Origin of the sequence: Streptomyces sp. NPDC006655 (assembly GCF_040703965.1) — a bacterium.
GTDB lineage: Bacteria > Actinomycetota > Actinomycetes > Streptomycetales > Streptomycetaceae > Streptomyces.
The window spans coordinates 26,471-42,493 of record NZ_JBEYJU010000080.1; the positions used below are offsets into that span (position 1 = coordinate 26,471).

General features: G+C 75.5%; 9 protein-coding genes. 6 read left to right on the forward strand and 3 right to left on the reverse strand.

Annotated elements, in window-relative coordinates; genetic code table 11:
• The 3 genes from AB0958_RS33530 to AB0958_RS33540 form a co-directional block, all read left to right on the forward strand.
• A partial coding sequence (locus tag AB0958_RS33530; protein WP_366894237.1) for a hypothetical protein occupies positions 1-193 on the forward strand: 193 nt, incomplete at its 5' end.
• Positions 190-3,435: an amino acid adenylation domain-containing protein gene (locus AB0958_RS33535; protein ID WP_366894238.1), complete on the forward strand. Its 3,246-nt coding sequence runs from the start codon at positions 190-192 to the stop codon at positions 3,433-3,435. The genes AB0958_RS33530 and AB0958_RS33535, both read left to right, overlap by 4 nt.
• Before the next feature lie 322 nt (positions 3,436-3,757).
• Positions 3,758-6,796, forward strand: coding sequence for a lantibiotic dehydratase (locus AB0958_RS33540; protein ID WP_366894239.1), 3,039 nt, complete (start codon positions 3,758-3,760; stop codon positions 6,794-6,796).
• On the opposite strand, the gene AB0958_RS33545 is transcribed toward AB0958_RS33540, so the two are convergent.
• The 3 genes from AB0958_RS33545 to AB0958_RS33555 form a co-directional block, all read right to left on the reverse strand.
• Complete coding sequence (locus AB0958_RS33545; RefSeq protein WP_366894240.1) at positions 6,718-7,239, reverse strand: hypothetical protein; 522 nt, start codon at positions 7,237-7,239, stop codon at positions 6,718-6,720. The genes AB0958_RS33540 and AB0958_RS33545 overlap by 79 nt on opposite strands.
• Before the next feature lie 373 nt (positions 7,240-7,612).
• Positions 7,613-8,644 carry a helix-turn-helix transcriptional regulator gene (locus AB0958_RS33550; RefSeq protein ID WP_366894241.1) on the reverse strand — a complete coding sequence of 344 codons (1,032 nt, stop codon included), beginning with the start codon at positions 8,642-8,644 and terminating at the stop codon, positions 7,613-7,615.
• 1,305 nt (positions 8,645-9,949) lie between these two features.
• The gene (locus AB0958_RS33555; RefSeq protein WP_366894242.1) at positions 9,950-10,396 is read right to left on the reverse strand and encodes a nuclear transport factor 2 family protein; all 447 of its coding nucleotides are present in this window, start codon (positions 10,394-10,396) and stop codon (positions 9,950-9,952) included.
• A gap of 357 nt (positions 10,397-10,753) precedes the next feature.
• Here AB0958_RS33555 and AB0958_RS33560 point away from each other — a divergent pair, with 357 nt between their 5' ends.
• From AB0958_RS33560 to AB0958_RS33570, 3 genes are all read left to right on the forward strand, one after another.
• On the forward strand, positions 10,754-13,819 hold the full coding sequence (locus AB0958_RS33560) for a BTAD domain-containing putative transcriptional regulator (protein WP_366894243.1): 3,066 nt from the start codon (positions 10,754-10,756) through the stop codon (positions 13,817-13,819).
• Positions 13,820-14,364: 545 nt separating this feature from the next.
• A complete protein-coding gene (locus AB0958_RS33565) occupies positions 14,365-14,541 on the forward strand; it encodes a hypothetical protein (RefSeq protein WP_366894244.1) in 177 nt (58 codons plus the stop codon).
• Positions 14,542-14,677: 136 nt separating this feature from the next.
• Complete coding sequence (locus tag AB0958_RS33570; protein WP_366894245.1) at positions 14,678-15,979, forward strand: helix-turn-helix domain-containing protein; 1,302 nt, start codon at positions 14,678-14,680, stop codon at positions 15,977-15,979.
• Positions 15,980-16,023 lie beyond the last annotated feature (44 nt).

The window sequence follows — 16,023 nt, forward strand, 5'->3', positions numbered from 1 at the left end:
TCCGGCCGCCGTTCCGGGGTTCACCGTGCCCGCTTCCGCCGAGCCCTTCGCCGGCGGTCCCGGCCAAAGCGGCGCCCTGGACCTGCTGTGGCCCGCGCTCGCGCCGCTGTCCCGCGGAGAGCGGCTCGACCTGGCCCACCGACTGATCGGCTCCGTGCTCGGCGGCACGGCGGCCGGCGAGGAGACCCGATGAACTCCGCCCCGCGGCCGGCACCCACGCTGGAGGCGACCCCGCACCAGGCGGCCCAGCTGATCGCCTCGCTGCTCTCCGACCGGCACCGCGTCGGCACCCTGCCCGTCCGCATCCCGCTGGACGGCGAGGAGACCGGCGGGGCGCCGGCCGCGGTCGGCCTCGCCGAGGTCCAGCGGGCCTGGACCGCCCTGCTGCGCTCGGCCGCGGCCCTGCGCGTCCGCTTCCACGACACCCCCGACCGGCTGGTGCAGGAGCTGCGCGGCTACGACGACCTGCCCGAGGAGACCGCCCGGGTCACCCTCGGCGACGACGACCCGGACGCCGACGGTCTCGACCCGTTCGGGCCCGTCCTGCTGACGGCCCGTCTGGACCTGCGCGGCAGCGGCCCGGTGCTGGCCCTGCGCGTTCACCACGCCCTCGTCGACGAGCACTCCGTACTGCTCGTCGGCCGGGCGCTGCGGCACTTCCTCGCCCACCCCAATGCCGTCCCCGAGGAGGACGGGGACCACTACCGGCGCGCCCAGGAGGCGCTGCTGGACGCGTCCCGCAGGGAGCTGCCGCCGCGCCCGAGCGACCCGGCGCCGCCCCGGCCGGCCGACCCCGGCGCGGCGGACGCGCCCCTGCTGAGCCGCCTTGGCGGGGACCCCCGGGAGCGCGCGCACCACGCGGTGCGGCTGGCACCCGGGACGGTCGCCGCGCTGCGGGGGGCCGCCCGGCGGGCCCGCGCCTCCGCGGTCTCCGTGGCGCACGCGGCCGTCCTGGCCGCGCTGCACCGGCTGGCGCCGGACCGCACCCCGGTCGTCGGCGTGCCGATGACCCTGCGCGACCTGCGGGCGGTCGGCTTCGACGCCGTCGGCCTCTACCTCAACGTCGTGCCCACCACGGTCCCCTGCTCCGCCACCGACACCTTCGGCGAACTCGTGGAACGGGTCCGCGCCGAGTCGCTGGCCCTGCACGGCCGCAAGTTCGCGCCCGTCGGCGACCTCGCCGCGGCGGACGGAGTCGCCCGCCCCGGACGGCCCGGCAACCGTGCCTACGCCGACCTGGTGCTCGCCTTCCGGGACGGCTCCCTGCCGCCCGGCACCGACGAGCGCGCGACGGCCGCCCGGCGGTCCGCGGAGCCCGGCGCCCCGCTCAACGTCGAAGTGGTGCTCGGCCCCGAGGACGGACTGATCCTCTTCGACTGGCGCAGCGGGCTCGTCCCCTGGCCGCCCGCCCCGCAACTCGCCTCGGCCGTCGTACAGGCCCTGACCGAGATGCCCGCGCGGCCCGAGCTGCGGGTGGGGGACTTCGCGCTGCTGGACGCCGCGAGCACCGCCGAGGTGCGGCGGCGCCTCGGCGGCCACCCGTCGACGGCCGGCGCACCGGCGCCCTCCGTCGTCGAACTCGTCGCGCGCGCCGCTGCCCTGGCGCCCGGCGCCCCGGCCGTCAGTGATGGCGAACATGCCTGGAGCTACGACGAGTTGACGGACGCCGTGGTCCGGGTGCGGGCCGCGCTGCGGTCCCGGGAGCTGCCCCGGGGCGCCCGGGTCGCCGCCGCCTGCGGCCACGACGTCTGGCAGGTGGCGACCGCGCTGGCGGTCTGGCAGGAAGGCCTGTGCTACGTGCCGGTGGACCCCCGTGGCCCCGCCGAACGCAACCGGTTCGTGCTCGCCGACTCGGCGTCCGCGCTGGTGGTGTGCGGCCCCGGCACGGCCGGTGCCCCCTTCCTGGCCGGGACGCCCGAGCGCGACGTCCTCACCACCGACGCCCTGCCCCCGCGACCGGACGGCGGTACCGCGCCGCCCGGCGGCCGTCCCGGACCGGACGAGCCCGCCTACCTGATGTACACCTCGGGCACCACGGGCCGCCCCAAGGGCGTGACCGTCACCCACCACAACCTGGCCGGGTTCCTGCGGGCGATGACCCTGGCCCTGCCCGGCGCGGCGCAGGGGGACTGGCTGGCCGAGACCTCGCCGTCGTTCGACATCTCCTACGTCGAGATGTTCTGGCCGCTGACCCACGGCCGGCACGTCCAGCTCCGCTCGCCCGACGCCCGCGAGAGCCCCGCCGACCGGCGCCCGTTCGAGCACCGCCAGTGCACGCCCGCCCGCGCCGGCCAACTGCTGACCGCGCGGGAGCTGGGCCACTCGCTGGGCCGCTGGGACGTCGCGCCGCGCTACTGGCTGCTCGGCGGCGAACGGCTGCCCGGCACGCTCCTGCGACGGCTGCGCGCGGCCTACCCGGACACCGTCTTCGTCAACATGTACGGCCCCACCGAGGCGACCGTGTGGGCCACCTACCACGTGGTCCGCGGCGACGAGGGCGTGGACGTGCCCCTGGGCCGGCCACTGCCCAACAGCGGGGTGCTGGTGACCGACCCGCACGGCAACGACGTGCCGGAGGGCGTCGTCGGCGAACTGCTCGTCACCGGCGACTCGGTGGCGGCCGGCTACCTGAACCGCCCCGAGGCGACCCGGCAGCGGTTCGTGTCGGCGGCCACGGCCGGCGGGGCGCGCGCCTACCGCACCGGTGACCTGGTGTGCTCGGGCCCGGACGGGCGGCTGTACTTCCGGGGACGCGACGACGACCAGGTGAAGATCCGCGGCCACCGCGTGGAACCCGGCGAACTGGAGCAGCGGCTGCTGGCCCTGCCCGGCGTCCGCGAGGCCGTCGCCGTGGTGCTGGACGCCGACGATCCCGAGCGGATCCGGCTGGCCGCCGCCGTCACGGTGGCCGGATCCGCCTCCTTCGACCCGGCGGACGCCCGGTGCAGGCTCGAGGCGGAGGTACCGGAGGCGATGCTGCCCGCCGAACTCGTCGTGCTGGACGCCCTGCCGCGGCTGACCAACGGCAAGGCCGACCGGCTCGCCGTGCGGACCGCCTGCGAGGCGGCCGCCGCCGGGACGCCCGGGCCGGCCGGCGGGCCCGGGCCCGACCCCGGTCCGCGCGCCGCCTCCGCCGACGGCCCTGCCTCCGCCGACGGCCCCGCCGCGGCGGACGGGCGCGGCGCCGGTGCCGCGGGCGGGGCGCCGGACCCGGCGCTGGGCGCGGTGCTCGCCGCGGCCGAGAAGATCTTCCACCGGGCGGTCGGCGGCCAGGAGAACTTCTTCGACCTGGGCGGCAACTCCCTCACCGCGCTCCGGCTGACCGCTCTCGTGCGTGCCGAGGGCTTCCATCTGGAGGTGGAGGACGTCTTCGACCTGCCCGACCTGCGGGCCCTCGCCGACCAGGCCACCCCCGCCCCGGGCGACCGGGGCTGACCGGTCCGGGCGGCGCCCGCACCGCGCCGCCCGGACCCCCGGCTCGACCCCCACCCCGCTTCCCTCGTCCCGCCCTGCCCCGTCCCGCTTCCCCGGTCGTGCCCTGCCCCGTCCCGCCCTGCCCCGTCCCGCTTCCCCGGTCCTGCCCTGCCCTGCCCCAACCCCGCTTCCCCCGCCCCGCCTCCCCGGTCCTGCCCTGCCCCGTCCCGCTTCCCCGGTCCTGCCCTGCCCTGCCCCAACCCCGCTTCCCCCGCCCCGCCCTGCCCCCGTCCCGCTTCCCCCGCCCCGCCTCCCGCCTTCCGCTCTTCCGAAAGGAGCCCCTGTGTCCGGCGACGTCACCGTGGTCCACGTAGGCGAACCCTGGCCCGAGCACTGGTCCGTGTCCCTCTACCTGTGCGGCCCCACGCCCCGGGACCCCGCCCTGGAGTCCTGGCGGCCGCGCGCCGAACGCCTGCTGCGCGAGCGCTGGACCGGCGACGGCCGGCTCGCCGTCTTCCTGCCCGAGGCTCCCGAGGGCGGTTCCGAACCGCCGTACCCGCAGCAGGTCGCCTGGGAGGAGGCGGCGATGCACGCGGCCGACGCCCTCCTCTTCTACGTCCCCCGCGACCTGGCCACCCTGCCCGGCCTGGTCACCAACGTGAAGTGGGGCGCCTGGCACGACTGCGGGCGTGCGGTGCTCGGCTCGCCGCCCGACGCCCAGCGCAACGAGTACCTGCTGCACTTCGCGGAGCTGCTCTCCGTCCCGGTCGCCCACGACCTGCCCGGTGCGGTCGCGGCGGCCCTCGACCTGGCCGGCCCCGGCGACCGCCGCGAGGGCGCCGACCGGCACGTCCCGCTCGCCCTGTGGCGGTCCCCGGAGTTCCGCGCCTGGCACGCCGGACTGGCCGGGCGGGGCGACGCCCTGGCCGGCGGCCGGCTGCTGTGGAGCCGCGGCAACCCCGTCACGGACTGGGTGTTCGAGGCCCGGCTGCGGTCGGCCGCCACCGGGCAGGAGCGCACCGAGCTGGCCTCCCGGGCCGGGGAACCCCCGCCCGCGCACCCCGGGCACCTCGCCCCGCTGGGCTCGACCGGCTGGTCCGTGTGGCGCGACGTGATGCTGCGCGGCGCCGGTTTCCCCGCCTCCGACCTCACGGCCCTCGCCAGTCCCGCCCTCGCCGCCGCGGCCGATCGCGCGGCCGGCGGCGACCCCACGGCAGCGGCCGACTACCGGGACGCCTACGACCGGGCCGTCGACGACCTGCGCGCCGGGGTGGCCCGCACGGCCGGGTCGCCCGGCTTCCGGGAGGCCGTGCTCTGGCAGAACCAGGCCGTGGTCCACCACCATCTGGACAAGGCGGTGGCGGGCGGCCCGCGCAACGCGCAGGGCCGCCGCAACGAACGCGTGGTCGCCTCCTATCTCCAGCGCTACACCCTGAAGAACGACACCATCGGCTGGTTCGGGCCCGTCGGCTGGGCCCGCTGCACCGAGGGCGGCGGCCCGCTGACGGTGCGTCCGGGCCCGGCGCTCACCTCCGAGCGGCACACCTTCTTCGAGAACTGGGCCGTGGACGCCCTGGCCGCCACCGTGGCCCGGACACCCGGCGTGCTGCCCTGGCTGGTGCCGCGCCCGGTCACCTCGCACGCCCGGCGCGGCCGCACTCTGCTGCGCCCGCGCCGCCCGCCGCGCGAACTCACCGACGCCGAACTGGCCCTGCTGGAGCTGTGCGACGGCCGGCGCACCGCCGCCGAGGTGTCCGCCGCGGCCCCCGGCGGCCCCCGGGCCGCCCTCACGGTCCTGGTACGACTGCACGACGAGGGCGTCCTCCGCCTCGACCTCACCGGACCCGTCGAGGCCCGCCCGGAGCGCACCCTGCGCCGGACGCTGGCCCGGATCGGCGACCCGGAGGTGCGGGCCCGCGTGCTCGCGCCGGTGGACCGGCTGGAGCGGCTTCGGGAGGACGTCGCCGCGGCGGCCGGCGACCCGGACCGGCTGGACCCGGCGCTGACCGCGCTGCGCTGCGCGTTCGAGGAGATCACCACCCGGGACGCGACCCGCCGCGCGGGCGCCGACTACGCCGGCCGCACCCTCGTCTACGAGGACACCGCCCGGGACGTCCAGGTCGGCCTGGGCCCCTCGCTGTTGTCGGAACTGGCCGCACCGCTCGGCCTGCTGCTGGACAGCGCCGACTGGCTCGTACGACGGGTCGCCGACGGCTACCGAGAGCTGTTCGAGGAGTTGTACGACCGCGAGACCCGGCGCACCGGTCGCACGGGGGTCCCGCTGGCCTGGCTGGTGGCGCTGGCGGCCGACCGGCTGTCCACCGGCCACCGCAGCGTGCCCCCGCCGGTCGAGCGGGCCGTCGTGGACTTCCAGGAGCGGTGGCGGCGGGTGTTGCCGCTGCCTCACGCCTCCCGCTGCACGGTGGACGCCGCCTCGCTCACCGCGGCCGTGGCGCGGGAGTTCCCGGCCGGACCGCTGCCCTGGGCGGCCGCGACGCACCACTGCCCGGACCTGATGATCGCGGCGACGGGACCGGAGGCGGTCGCGGCCGGCGACTGGGAGGGTGTCCTCGGCGAACTGCACGTGGCCACCAACACCGTGGAAGGGCGCGCTTTCGTCGACCGGCACCCCGAACCGGAGCGGCTGCTGCGGGCGGCGGAGGCCGATCACGCGGGCCGCCGGGTGTACGCCGTGCCGCCGAAGGACTCGCTGTTCGTCAGCTCCCGGCTGGCGCCGCCGTCCGCGCTGCTGTCGCCGGAGTACCGCTACTGGTCGTGGGCGGAGGGGCAGGACTCGGCCGAGGTGCCGGGGACACCGCTGCCCGCGGGCGGGCTGCTGGTGCACCGGGAGGGCGAAGGGCTGGTGGTGCGCGTCGGCGACGGCACGCGCATCATGCTGCTGGAGGCGCTCGGGGAGTTCCTGAGCGCGGCGGTGGCCGGCGCGTTCAGCCCGTTCGCGCCGGCGCCGCACCGGCCCCGGGTGACCGTAGGCCGGCTGGTGGTGGCCCGGGAGTCCTGGTCGGTGCCGACGGCCGGGCTGGCCTGGGTCCACGAGACCGACGAGGCCGCCCGGTTCGCCGCCGCCCGCCGGTGGCGCGCCCAACTAGGGCTGCCGGAGCGGGTGTTCTACCGGGTGCCGCAGGAACTCAAGCCGATCGCAGGGGACTTCGGCAGTCTCGCGCTGGTCGACCTGATGGCCAGGACGCTCCGCGCGGTGCCGGCGGGACCGGACGCCGTCGTCACCCTGACGGAGATGCACCCGGGGCCGGACCAGCTGTGGCTACCGGACGCCTCCGGCGCCCGCTACACCAGCGAACTGCGGTTCGTCGCCACCCGGTCCGGCTCCGGCGGCGAGAGGGTCAGCTCCAGCAGGAGCGCCTGACTCCGCGCGGACAGCGCCCGGTTGAACCCGGCCGGGAGGTAGAGGACCTCGCCCGCCCGGAGCCGGTGCCGCAGCGGCCCGACTCCGGCGGGCCAGTCCGTCCCGAGCGGGGTGAGGCGCGCCTCGACGGCCCCGCGCAACTGAAGCAGGAAGGTGTCGGCCGCGACCGGGGTCTCCTCGACGCCGTCGCCGGCCGGGACCGTGTTGTAGGCGGCGCGGGTCCCGCGGCCGACGAGCGTGCCGAGGCGTTCGGCGAAGTCGAGTGCCGGGTGCCGCCCGGCCGCGCCGGGCTGCCCGTGGGCCGCGGCCAGGGCGAGGACGACGGTGTCCTCGCCGCGCGGCCAGACCACCGCCGCGCTGCGGCCGCCGTGGGTGGTGAACGTCCATGCCATGTCGGTGACGAAGGTCTCCAGGTCGGCCCGGAAGGCCGCTGCTGCGTCCATGCACATCTCCTGATCCGGGGCGCGCGGAGGCACTGCGGGGGAACCCCCGGCGGGGGGCAGCGCTCCGCCGACGCCGTGGGGGCCGGATCCGGTGAGCGCTCGTGATCCGTGGTGTGCCCGCGGCCGTGACACGGAGGAACTACGGGACCGCACCGCCCGGTCGCCACCGCCGGGGACGCGCGGGCGACGACTGCGTGGACGGGAGTCCGACGCTCGGGCCCGACGGCTCCGGGCACGAGCGGTGGAGGTCGCGGACGGACCGGCGGCACGCGACGCGGGATCCGGCGGAGACCGTCCTGCAGGTGCCGTCGAGTCGGCGCCGACACCCGCGATGATCGTGACTATGGACTACTGGGTCGGGCCGCGCAAGTCACTATTCCTTGCCACTGGCGGGTTGCTGACGGTCCGTCAGTAAGGCGCGGGCGGCGAGCACTCCGGCCTGGAAGCGACTGTCGGCACCGAGCGACTCCATGATGTCGGCGATGTGCCGTCGGGCGGTGCGCAGCGACATGCCGAGGCGGCGGGCTATCGACTCGTCCTTCAGTCCCGCGGCGAGCAGGGTCACGATGGTCTGGTGGATCTCCTTGGCCACCTGTTCCAGGCCGTCCTGGGCGGCGTCGGAGAACGGGGTGGCCCGGATCCAGTACTGCTCGAAGATGTCGTGCAGATAGCCCACGATGGTGGGTTCACGCACCGCGACCCCACCCCAGCTTCCGGTCCGTTCGGGCAGGAAGGCGAGGCTCTTGTCGTAGATGATGACGCGTCCGAAGAGTTCGTGCGAGGTCCGGTATTCGGCGCCGAGCGCCGTCGCCGCCGCCACGTACGCCTGGCTGGGGCCGTTGAAGCGGGCCGTGTGGTGGTAGAGGGTGCGCATGCGCACGTTCCGGGAGAGCAGGGCGTGGTCGCGGCCCAGGGCCTCCTCCATCGCCTCCGGGACCCGCCCGCTGCCGCCGGGCTGGCTGCTGACCACTTCCTCCTTGCACTCGGCCGACGCCCGGTTCAGGGCGGCCCTGACCTCCTGCATCGTGGGGATCACCTCGACGGTGAAGTCGCGGTTGCCGGTGCGGCCGGCGAAGAAGTGGTCCCGCAGGCGGTCTATCTTCCCGTGGATGAGGTCGAGTTGCTCCTCCTGGTGGCGGATCGCGGAGCGCAGCGGCGCGGTCAGTGTGGCGGCCACGGCGTCGGGGTCCACGACCACGACCTCGTCCGGAGCGTTCCGCACGGGTCGCACGAGACCGAGGGAGGCCAGCCGCTTCAGCGTGGTGGCGGCCCTCTCCTGCGGGAGTCCGAGCTCCGCGGCCGCATGGTCGGCCCGGCCGCTGCCCCCGTCGACAATCCATCCGTAAACGAGGATGTCGTCCTCGTCGATGAAAGGGGAGCCCGGTGACGGTTTCTGCTCGTTCATTCGTTCAGTATTGGCACAGTTGGTGAAGAATCCGGAGTGGATCGGGCGTGGTTTTCTCCAACGCCGCGTGACCTTCCGCACATGACTCTATGCGCGTAGTGGCATCGTTGTCGTGCGAGGTCTCCGGCGGCCGTGCCCTGTCGGCGTGGATCGTCCGGCCGGAAACGTCCCCCGGGTGACCGGTCCGAACGTTGCCGATCGCGAATCGGCTGACGGTGAAGTCGGCCTGGAGAACGACTAGTTGAAGACACCGTCGACGGCCGCCGACAGTCGCCCCGCGCGGTGCCGGAGGCTCTCGCGCGGGTCCTCGGAATGCCGCCGGCCCGGCATGCGGCCGGGGTCCCCACGGGCCCTCCGCAGGCGCGTGCCGGGCGCATGTGGCGTGGAATCGGAAGGTCACGGTGAAAGGATCGCGGTCGCGGGAGTTGGCCGAAAAAGCGGTGGTGCCGGGCTGGGGTATTAGATTCCGGGGTGTGCTGTCCGCCGTTCGTGGCCTGAATTCTTCCGTACGGTGATCCTCCGCTCCGCGCTTGCCGAGCCCCTCACCGGAGGAATTCATTTTCCCGGTGCCCGGCCCGGCGCGGGCCGGGCCGGCCACCGCCCCCCGGCCGGCATCGCTTTCGCCGGACGGAATTCCGCCGTACCGCGATGCGGCACCGCCCGCCGGCCGTCGGGCTCTTCTCTCCGCGGCTGCTCCCACCTGCCGCTTCCACTCGTCGCGGGGCGCGGGTCCGGTCCCCGCGGTTCTCCTCCGTCGACCGTGTGTAGCGCGATCACGTGACTGTCCTCTGGCCGGATTCGACCCCATACTGAGAAATGCAGAAGGCCGAGGGCGGCGAGCACCCGCGGCCACAGCGGAAAACGGGACCCACGGAGGGGCGCGGCATGGGGAGTCCTCCGCCGTACGGCGCGGACGGCGGACTCCTGCACGGCCCGGTCCCGGGCGCCGGGCGAAACCGGCGCCCGCGCCCCTGCGGTCCCGTTCCAGGCGCTTCCCCGTACGCTCCCGCGGCTCCCCGTCCGACCGGGCGGGGGAGCGGTCCCTCGCCGGAACATCGGTGTCCGGCGACGGTTCCGGTGAACGGCGGTGAAGTCCCCGGAATCGGCGCCGATTTCCCGCCCGAAGGGGAAAACGACGTCCTGTTCCCGGCCGCTCGGCGGGGGGACCCGACTCGGGAACGGTACGGCTCGTACCGTGGCACCATCAGCAAACCGGTCCCCGCGGCCGCCTCGCCCCGTACCCCTTCGCGCCCGCGCGCGGTGGCGGTTGCCGGGACCGCCGGCCGGCGAACGCCGGTCGGCGGATCACCGCGCTGCGGAGTCCTCCGGGTGCGCCGGCAGGCCGCCCGGCGGGGGCGCGTAGTAGTAGCGCCGGCACTCCCGGACCAGGGTCTGCCCGGAGAGGGTGAACACGTCCGCGAAGTCCACGCCGGGCGCCGCCCGCCGGGCCGCGCCCGGCGCCTGGCCCACCACCCGGCCGAGCACCACCACCCGGCCCTCGTCGGCCACGACCGTGTCCAACTCGTGCCGCCGGAGCAGGGTCGCCTGCGCGGCATGGGCGCTGAGCACCGCGTCCCGGCCCCGGTGCGGCGGCGCACCGGGGTGGTCCAGCGTCACGTCCTGCTCCGTCAGGGAGGCGTACCCGTCGATGTCCCCGATGTCCAGGTAGTGGTAGGTGAGCATCACATGCTTCACCCCGGCCGCCGTCACCTTCGAACCGGCTGGGGACAAGGGGAAGTTGTCGCTGTTCATGACTGGATGACCGACCTCTCGCTCTCGGTGGACGGGGGTGGCGGCGCCGACGGCTCCCACCGGGCGATCGTCCGGCCGTCCGCTGTCCTTCCGCTATCACCGTGGTTTCCCGCCCCGGTGGCCTGGCCGCCCGCTGCTCGGACGCCGGGCACCACCGGCCGTCCGGGGAAGCGGGGGGCGCCCCGGCGGCGGGCCGGGTGGCGGAGGGCCGGTCACGTCACCGCCCTGATGAGGGCCCTGATCCACCCCCTGGTCAGGGCTGTTGAGCTACTGCTCAGGCCGGTGGGCAGCCGGGTCCGGGCCGTAGACTTTGCGGCCAGGCGCGCTGTGGCCTGCTGTGTGTGATGGGGAGGATTCATGGCCGGAGTGCACCTCGAGACGCGTGACCGGGCAGTGGGATTCACCTTTCAAGTGCTGGGCGAGCTGAAGGTGTTCGACCGCGGCCAGGGCGCGGTGCCGATCACGGCGGGCAGGCAGCAGGTCGTCCTCGCCGCCCTGCTCCTGGAGAGCGGGCGGCTCCAGAACTGCGACCACCTCATCCGGCTGCTCTGGGCCGAGGACCCCCCGGAGACCGCCCGCACCCAGGTGCAGATCTGCGTGTCCCGGGTGCGCAAGACCCTGGCGGCCGCCGCCGTCGAAGCCGCCATCGAGACCCGGCCGCCCGGCTACGTCCTCCAGATCGACGACGAGGCGCTCGACCTCAATGTCTTCCGGCGCACCGTCGCCGAGGCCACGACGCTCAGCGGCGGGGGCCGCACCGCCGAGGCCGCCGCCCTGCTGCGCACGGCGGTCGGCCTGTGGCGCGGCCCCTGCCTGAACGGCATCCCCAGCGACGCGCTCGCCCGGGTCGCCGAGCACATCGACGAGGAACGCCTTGCGGCCACCGAGTCGTTCATCGAGCTGGAGCTCTCGCTCGGCCGTCATCATCAACTGACCGCCGAGATAGCCCGGCTGGTGGGCGACAACCCCTTACGGGAAAGGTTCCGCGGGCAGTTGATGCTCGCCCTGTACCGCTCCGGGCGGCAGGCCGAGGCCCTGGAGTCCTACCGGGAGGGCCGCACCCTGCTCATGGACGAACTGGGCCTCCATCCCGGCGAGGACCTGCGCCGGCTGGAGCAGGCCGTCCTGACCGAGGACCCCTCCCTGCGGCTGGAGCGCCCGGCCGCCGTCGACCTGCGCGGCCCCGGGCAGCCGCTCGGCGCGCCCGCGGCGGACCTCGGGCCCGACGCGGGCGCCGACGAGGACGGCCACACCCCGCCCCGCGCCACCGTCCCCCGTCAACTCCCCGTCGACACAGCGGACTTCGTCGGTCACGGGCAGCTCGTCGCGGAGGCCGAGGGCGTCCTCACGAACACCTCGCCGGACCGGGCGCCGGGCATCGTCGTCGTCACCGGCCGTTCCGGCATCGGCAAGAGCACCTTCGCGGCCCGGGTCGCGCACCGGCTCGCCGAGTCCCACTTCCCGGACGGCCAGCTCTACTGCCAGCTGCGCGGCGGCCGGGCCGATCCCGTCGACCCCCGCGAGGTCCTCGGCCGGTTCCTGCGCGCCCTGGGCCTGCCCGGTCCCGCCATCCCGGACTCCCTGGAGGAGCGGGGCGAGATCTACCGCAGCATGCTCGCCACCCGCCGCATCCTGGTCGTCCTCGACGACGCCGTCGGCGAGGAGCAGATCTTCCCGCTGCTGCCCGGCGGGCGCTCCTGCGGGGTGCTCGTCACCAGCAGGGCCCGGCTCACCGCGCTCCCCGGAGCCCACCGGGTCACGCTGGACATCCTGGACGAGCAGGGTTCACTGGAACTCATCGGGAACGTCGTCGGGGCCGACCGCGTCCGCGGTGAACCCGAAGCCGCCAGGGCGCTGGCCGCCGCCGTCGGCGGACTGCCGCTCGCCCTGCGCATCATCGCCGCCCGGCTGGCCGCCCGCCCGCACTGGCCGCTCGCCTCGATGGTGCAGCGGCTCGCCGACGAACGCCGCCGCCTGGACGAACTCACCCACGGCGAGATGACCGTCCGGGCCGGCCTGGCGCTCACCTACGACGGACTGGCCGAGCGGGACCGTACCCTGCTGCGACTGCTCAGTCTCACCAAGGGCTCCACCTTCCCGAGCTGGATCGGCGGCCCCCTCCTCGACGCCCCGGACGCCTACCCGTACCCGTCCGACCTCATGGAACCCCTCGTCGACGTGCAGATGTTGGACGTCGCCGGAGTCGACGCCACGGGGGAGCTGCGCTACGGCTTCCACGACATCATCCGGCTGTTCGCCCGGGACCGGCTGGCCGCCGAGTCGGACGAGACCGAGCGGCGGGCCGCGATCCGCCGGGTGGGCGGCGCCTGGCTCGCGCTGGTCTGCGAGGCGCAGCTGCGGGTCCTCGGCACCCGTTACTTCGACGGGCCCGCCGTCCGCTGGAGCCCGCCCGCCGACCACGTCGGGACCGTCCTCGGCCGCCCCCTGGAGTGGCTCGACACCGAACGCGAGAACCTCAGCCTGACCGTGGAGAGCCTCGCCCAGGAGGGTGAGGACGGCTACGCCTGGGAACTCGCCGTCAACCTCGCCCCGTTCTTCGAGACCCGCGGCTACCTCGACCACTGGGCCCGCACCCACCGCAAGGCGCTGACCGCGGTGCGCCGCAGCGGCAACCTGCTCGGCCAGGCCGCCCTGCTCGCCTCCCTGGGTTCGCTGCACCTCAACCGCCGCAACCTGCCCGAGGCCCGCCGGTCGCTGACCACCGCCGTCGGCCTCTTCGAGGAGCTCGGCCACACCAAGGGGCTCGGGCTGTGCCGCCGCGACCTCGGCCTGCTGGAACGGCTGTCCGGCCACGACACCGCCGCGATGGACCTGTTCGAGCGGGCCGAGCGGCACTTCGGCGACGACGACCCCTGGGCGCGCGCCTCCGTCCTCGTCCAGCGCGCGGTCATCCTGCTGCGGCGCGGCGACGTGGGCCGGGTGGAGGCCGAACTCGACGAGGCGCTGGAGATCTGGCGCGACCTCAGCTATCTCGGCGGGCAGGCCCGGGTGCTCCAGCGCGCGGGCCAGCTGCACCTGTACCGCGGGCAGCCCGGCGACGCCCGCAAGGCGCTCACCGAGGGCCTCAGCATGGTCCGCGACGACGGCGACGTCATCGGTGAGGGCTACCTCCTGCACGACCTCGGCCGGGTCCACGCCCGCCTCGGCGAACTCACCCAGGCCGCCGCGTACTTCAACCGCGCGCTGGCCGTGCGCGAGGGCATCCTCGACCAGGCCGGCGCCGCCTCCGTCCGCGTCGACCTCGCCGACCTGAGCCTGCGCGGCGACGACACCGCGAAGGCCGGCGGGCTGCTCACCGACGCCCTGGAGGTTTTCGGCCGGCTCGGCATGGCCGAGGAGGAGGAGCGGGCCACCGGACTGCTCGCCCGGGTGACCGCCGGTGGCGCCCCCGAGGGCCGGTGACGCCGACACCGCGACCGTGCACGTGCCGAGGAGCGCACCCGACCAGAGGCGGCAGTCCCCACATGAACCCGCACGGCGCCCCGGCGGCAGGCCCCCGACGCCCCCGCCCGGAACAGAGAAGATACGTTTCTGCGTCGCCTCGTCGGCCGGGAGGGCGAACTGGCCCGGTTCCGCGCCGCGCCGGACCGGCCGCCGGCACCGTCCCCGCGCCTGCCCTGCACGGTCCCGGCGGCGTCGGCAGGACCCGGCTGCCGTGCCGGTTCGCCGTCGAGGCCCGGCGGCGGGGACGGCACGTCGTCGAGGTGGACGCGGCACGCACCGACCCCGCCGACTCGACGACCGTGCGCCGCCCTTCGGACCGCGCGCACCCCCCTCCCGCAACGGCCTCGGAAGGAACCTCCGCCGGGTAGCCGCACACGGGAGAATCCGCAGGCCACGACGGCTATCCGGGAGGGATAGCGGCGTCAAAGTGACGTGATTGCAGCGACTCCTAGCTTTCCTTCCAGAGGCCCGGCAGAGGGCCGAGGGAGAGGAAGGAAGCCACCATGAACAGCAACCTCGCAGCGCCGGTGAAGCCCATGAGGGCCGCCGTCGTCGTCGTCACCGCGGTCGCCGCCCTCCTGGGCGCCGTGGCGGCCGAGACCGTGGCGCACCCGCAGCGGACGGCGAGCGTACGGGCCGACGGCGGTTCCTCCACGGACAACACCAACCCCTGGAGCTGACGACGCCCCGGCGGGCACCCGGCAGCCACCGGCGATGTCCCGCGACAGCACCGCGCAGCGGCAGCGGGCGGACCCACTCGCGAGCCCCCGCCCACCGGTGCCACCAGCACCTCGGAACGGCCCACCGGAGCAAGTCATGAACGACATCCGAAACGGGCAGGACCTCGGCGTCCTGCTGAGAGACCACCGCCGGCGCGCCGGACTCACCCAGCGGCACCTGGCGGACCTCACCACCGTGAGCGTGCGCGCCATACGCAACCTGGAGCAGGGCAAGGTCCTGTCCCCCCGGCTGGACACGATCCGGCTGCTCGCGGACGGACTGCGGCTCGGCTCCGCCCAGCGCGAGACGCTCCTGGAAGCGGCCCGGCGCCGGCTCGGCACCGCGGACCACTCCGCGGAAGGCGGCTGCGGCCCCACGCCGTGGCTCGTCCGGAGCCCGCTGATCGGCCGGGACACCGAAGTCGACGCGCTCACCGCCCTGTTGGCGCAGCCGGACGGGCGGCTGGTGTCGGTCGTCGGCATAGGAGGGGTCGGGAAGTCGCACCTGGCCGCCGAGGCCGTGCGACGGGTCGCGGCCGACGGCACCCGGGTGCTGTGGCGGGCCCGCGGCGAGGAGATACCCGGCGGTGAACTCTCCGACCGCGCACCGGGGGAGACGACCGTCCTGGTGCTGGACGACGCCGAAACCGCGGACGGCGCCGACCGGCTAGTCGCGCTGATGCGCGCCCATCCACGGCTGCGCGTCCTGGTCACCGCCTGCGCGCCGTGCGGCGTGCCCGGTGAGCAGATCCTGCGCCTCGCCCCGCTGCCGGTGCCCGCCCCCGGCGCCGAGTCGGACCCGGAGCAACTGGCCCAGGTGCCGTCCGTGCGGCTGCTGTGCGCGCACATCCGCGCCGGCAACCCGCTGTTCCGGCTGGACGACACCGACGCCGCGGTCGTCGCCGAACTCTGCCGGCGCCTCGACGGACTGCCCCGGGCGCTGGAGTTCGCCGGCCGCTGGACCCTCGTCCGTGCCCTGCCGGAGCTGCTGGCCGAGGTGGAACGCAGCCCGTTCGCCCTGACCGCGCCGCCCATGACCGCCGACTCCGCACCCGACCTGATGGTCCGGCTGCGCCGCACCCTGGGCCGGCTCAGCCCGGCCGGGGCGTCCTTCATCGCCGCCGTCGCCCGCGACCACCGCAGCTGGTCGGTGGCCGAGGCGGCGACGGCCGTCGGGACCTCCGAGGCCGACGCCGCCGTCATCGTCTTCACCCTGGTGACCTACGGCCTGGTACGGCCGGAACGGCTCCGCGGTGACGAACCGCGCTTCTCGGTGCTCAACCACGTCCGCCATCTGTACGCCGACGCGCGCCGCGAACCCCGGCGCTGGGGCACGACGGTGGTGTACCGCACCGGGCCCGAGGACCGCGGCCGCAAGGTGGCGGTGGGCGAGAGCTGACCAGCGGTCACGGACCGCGACCCGCCGGGTGCCACCGGCGGGTC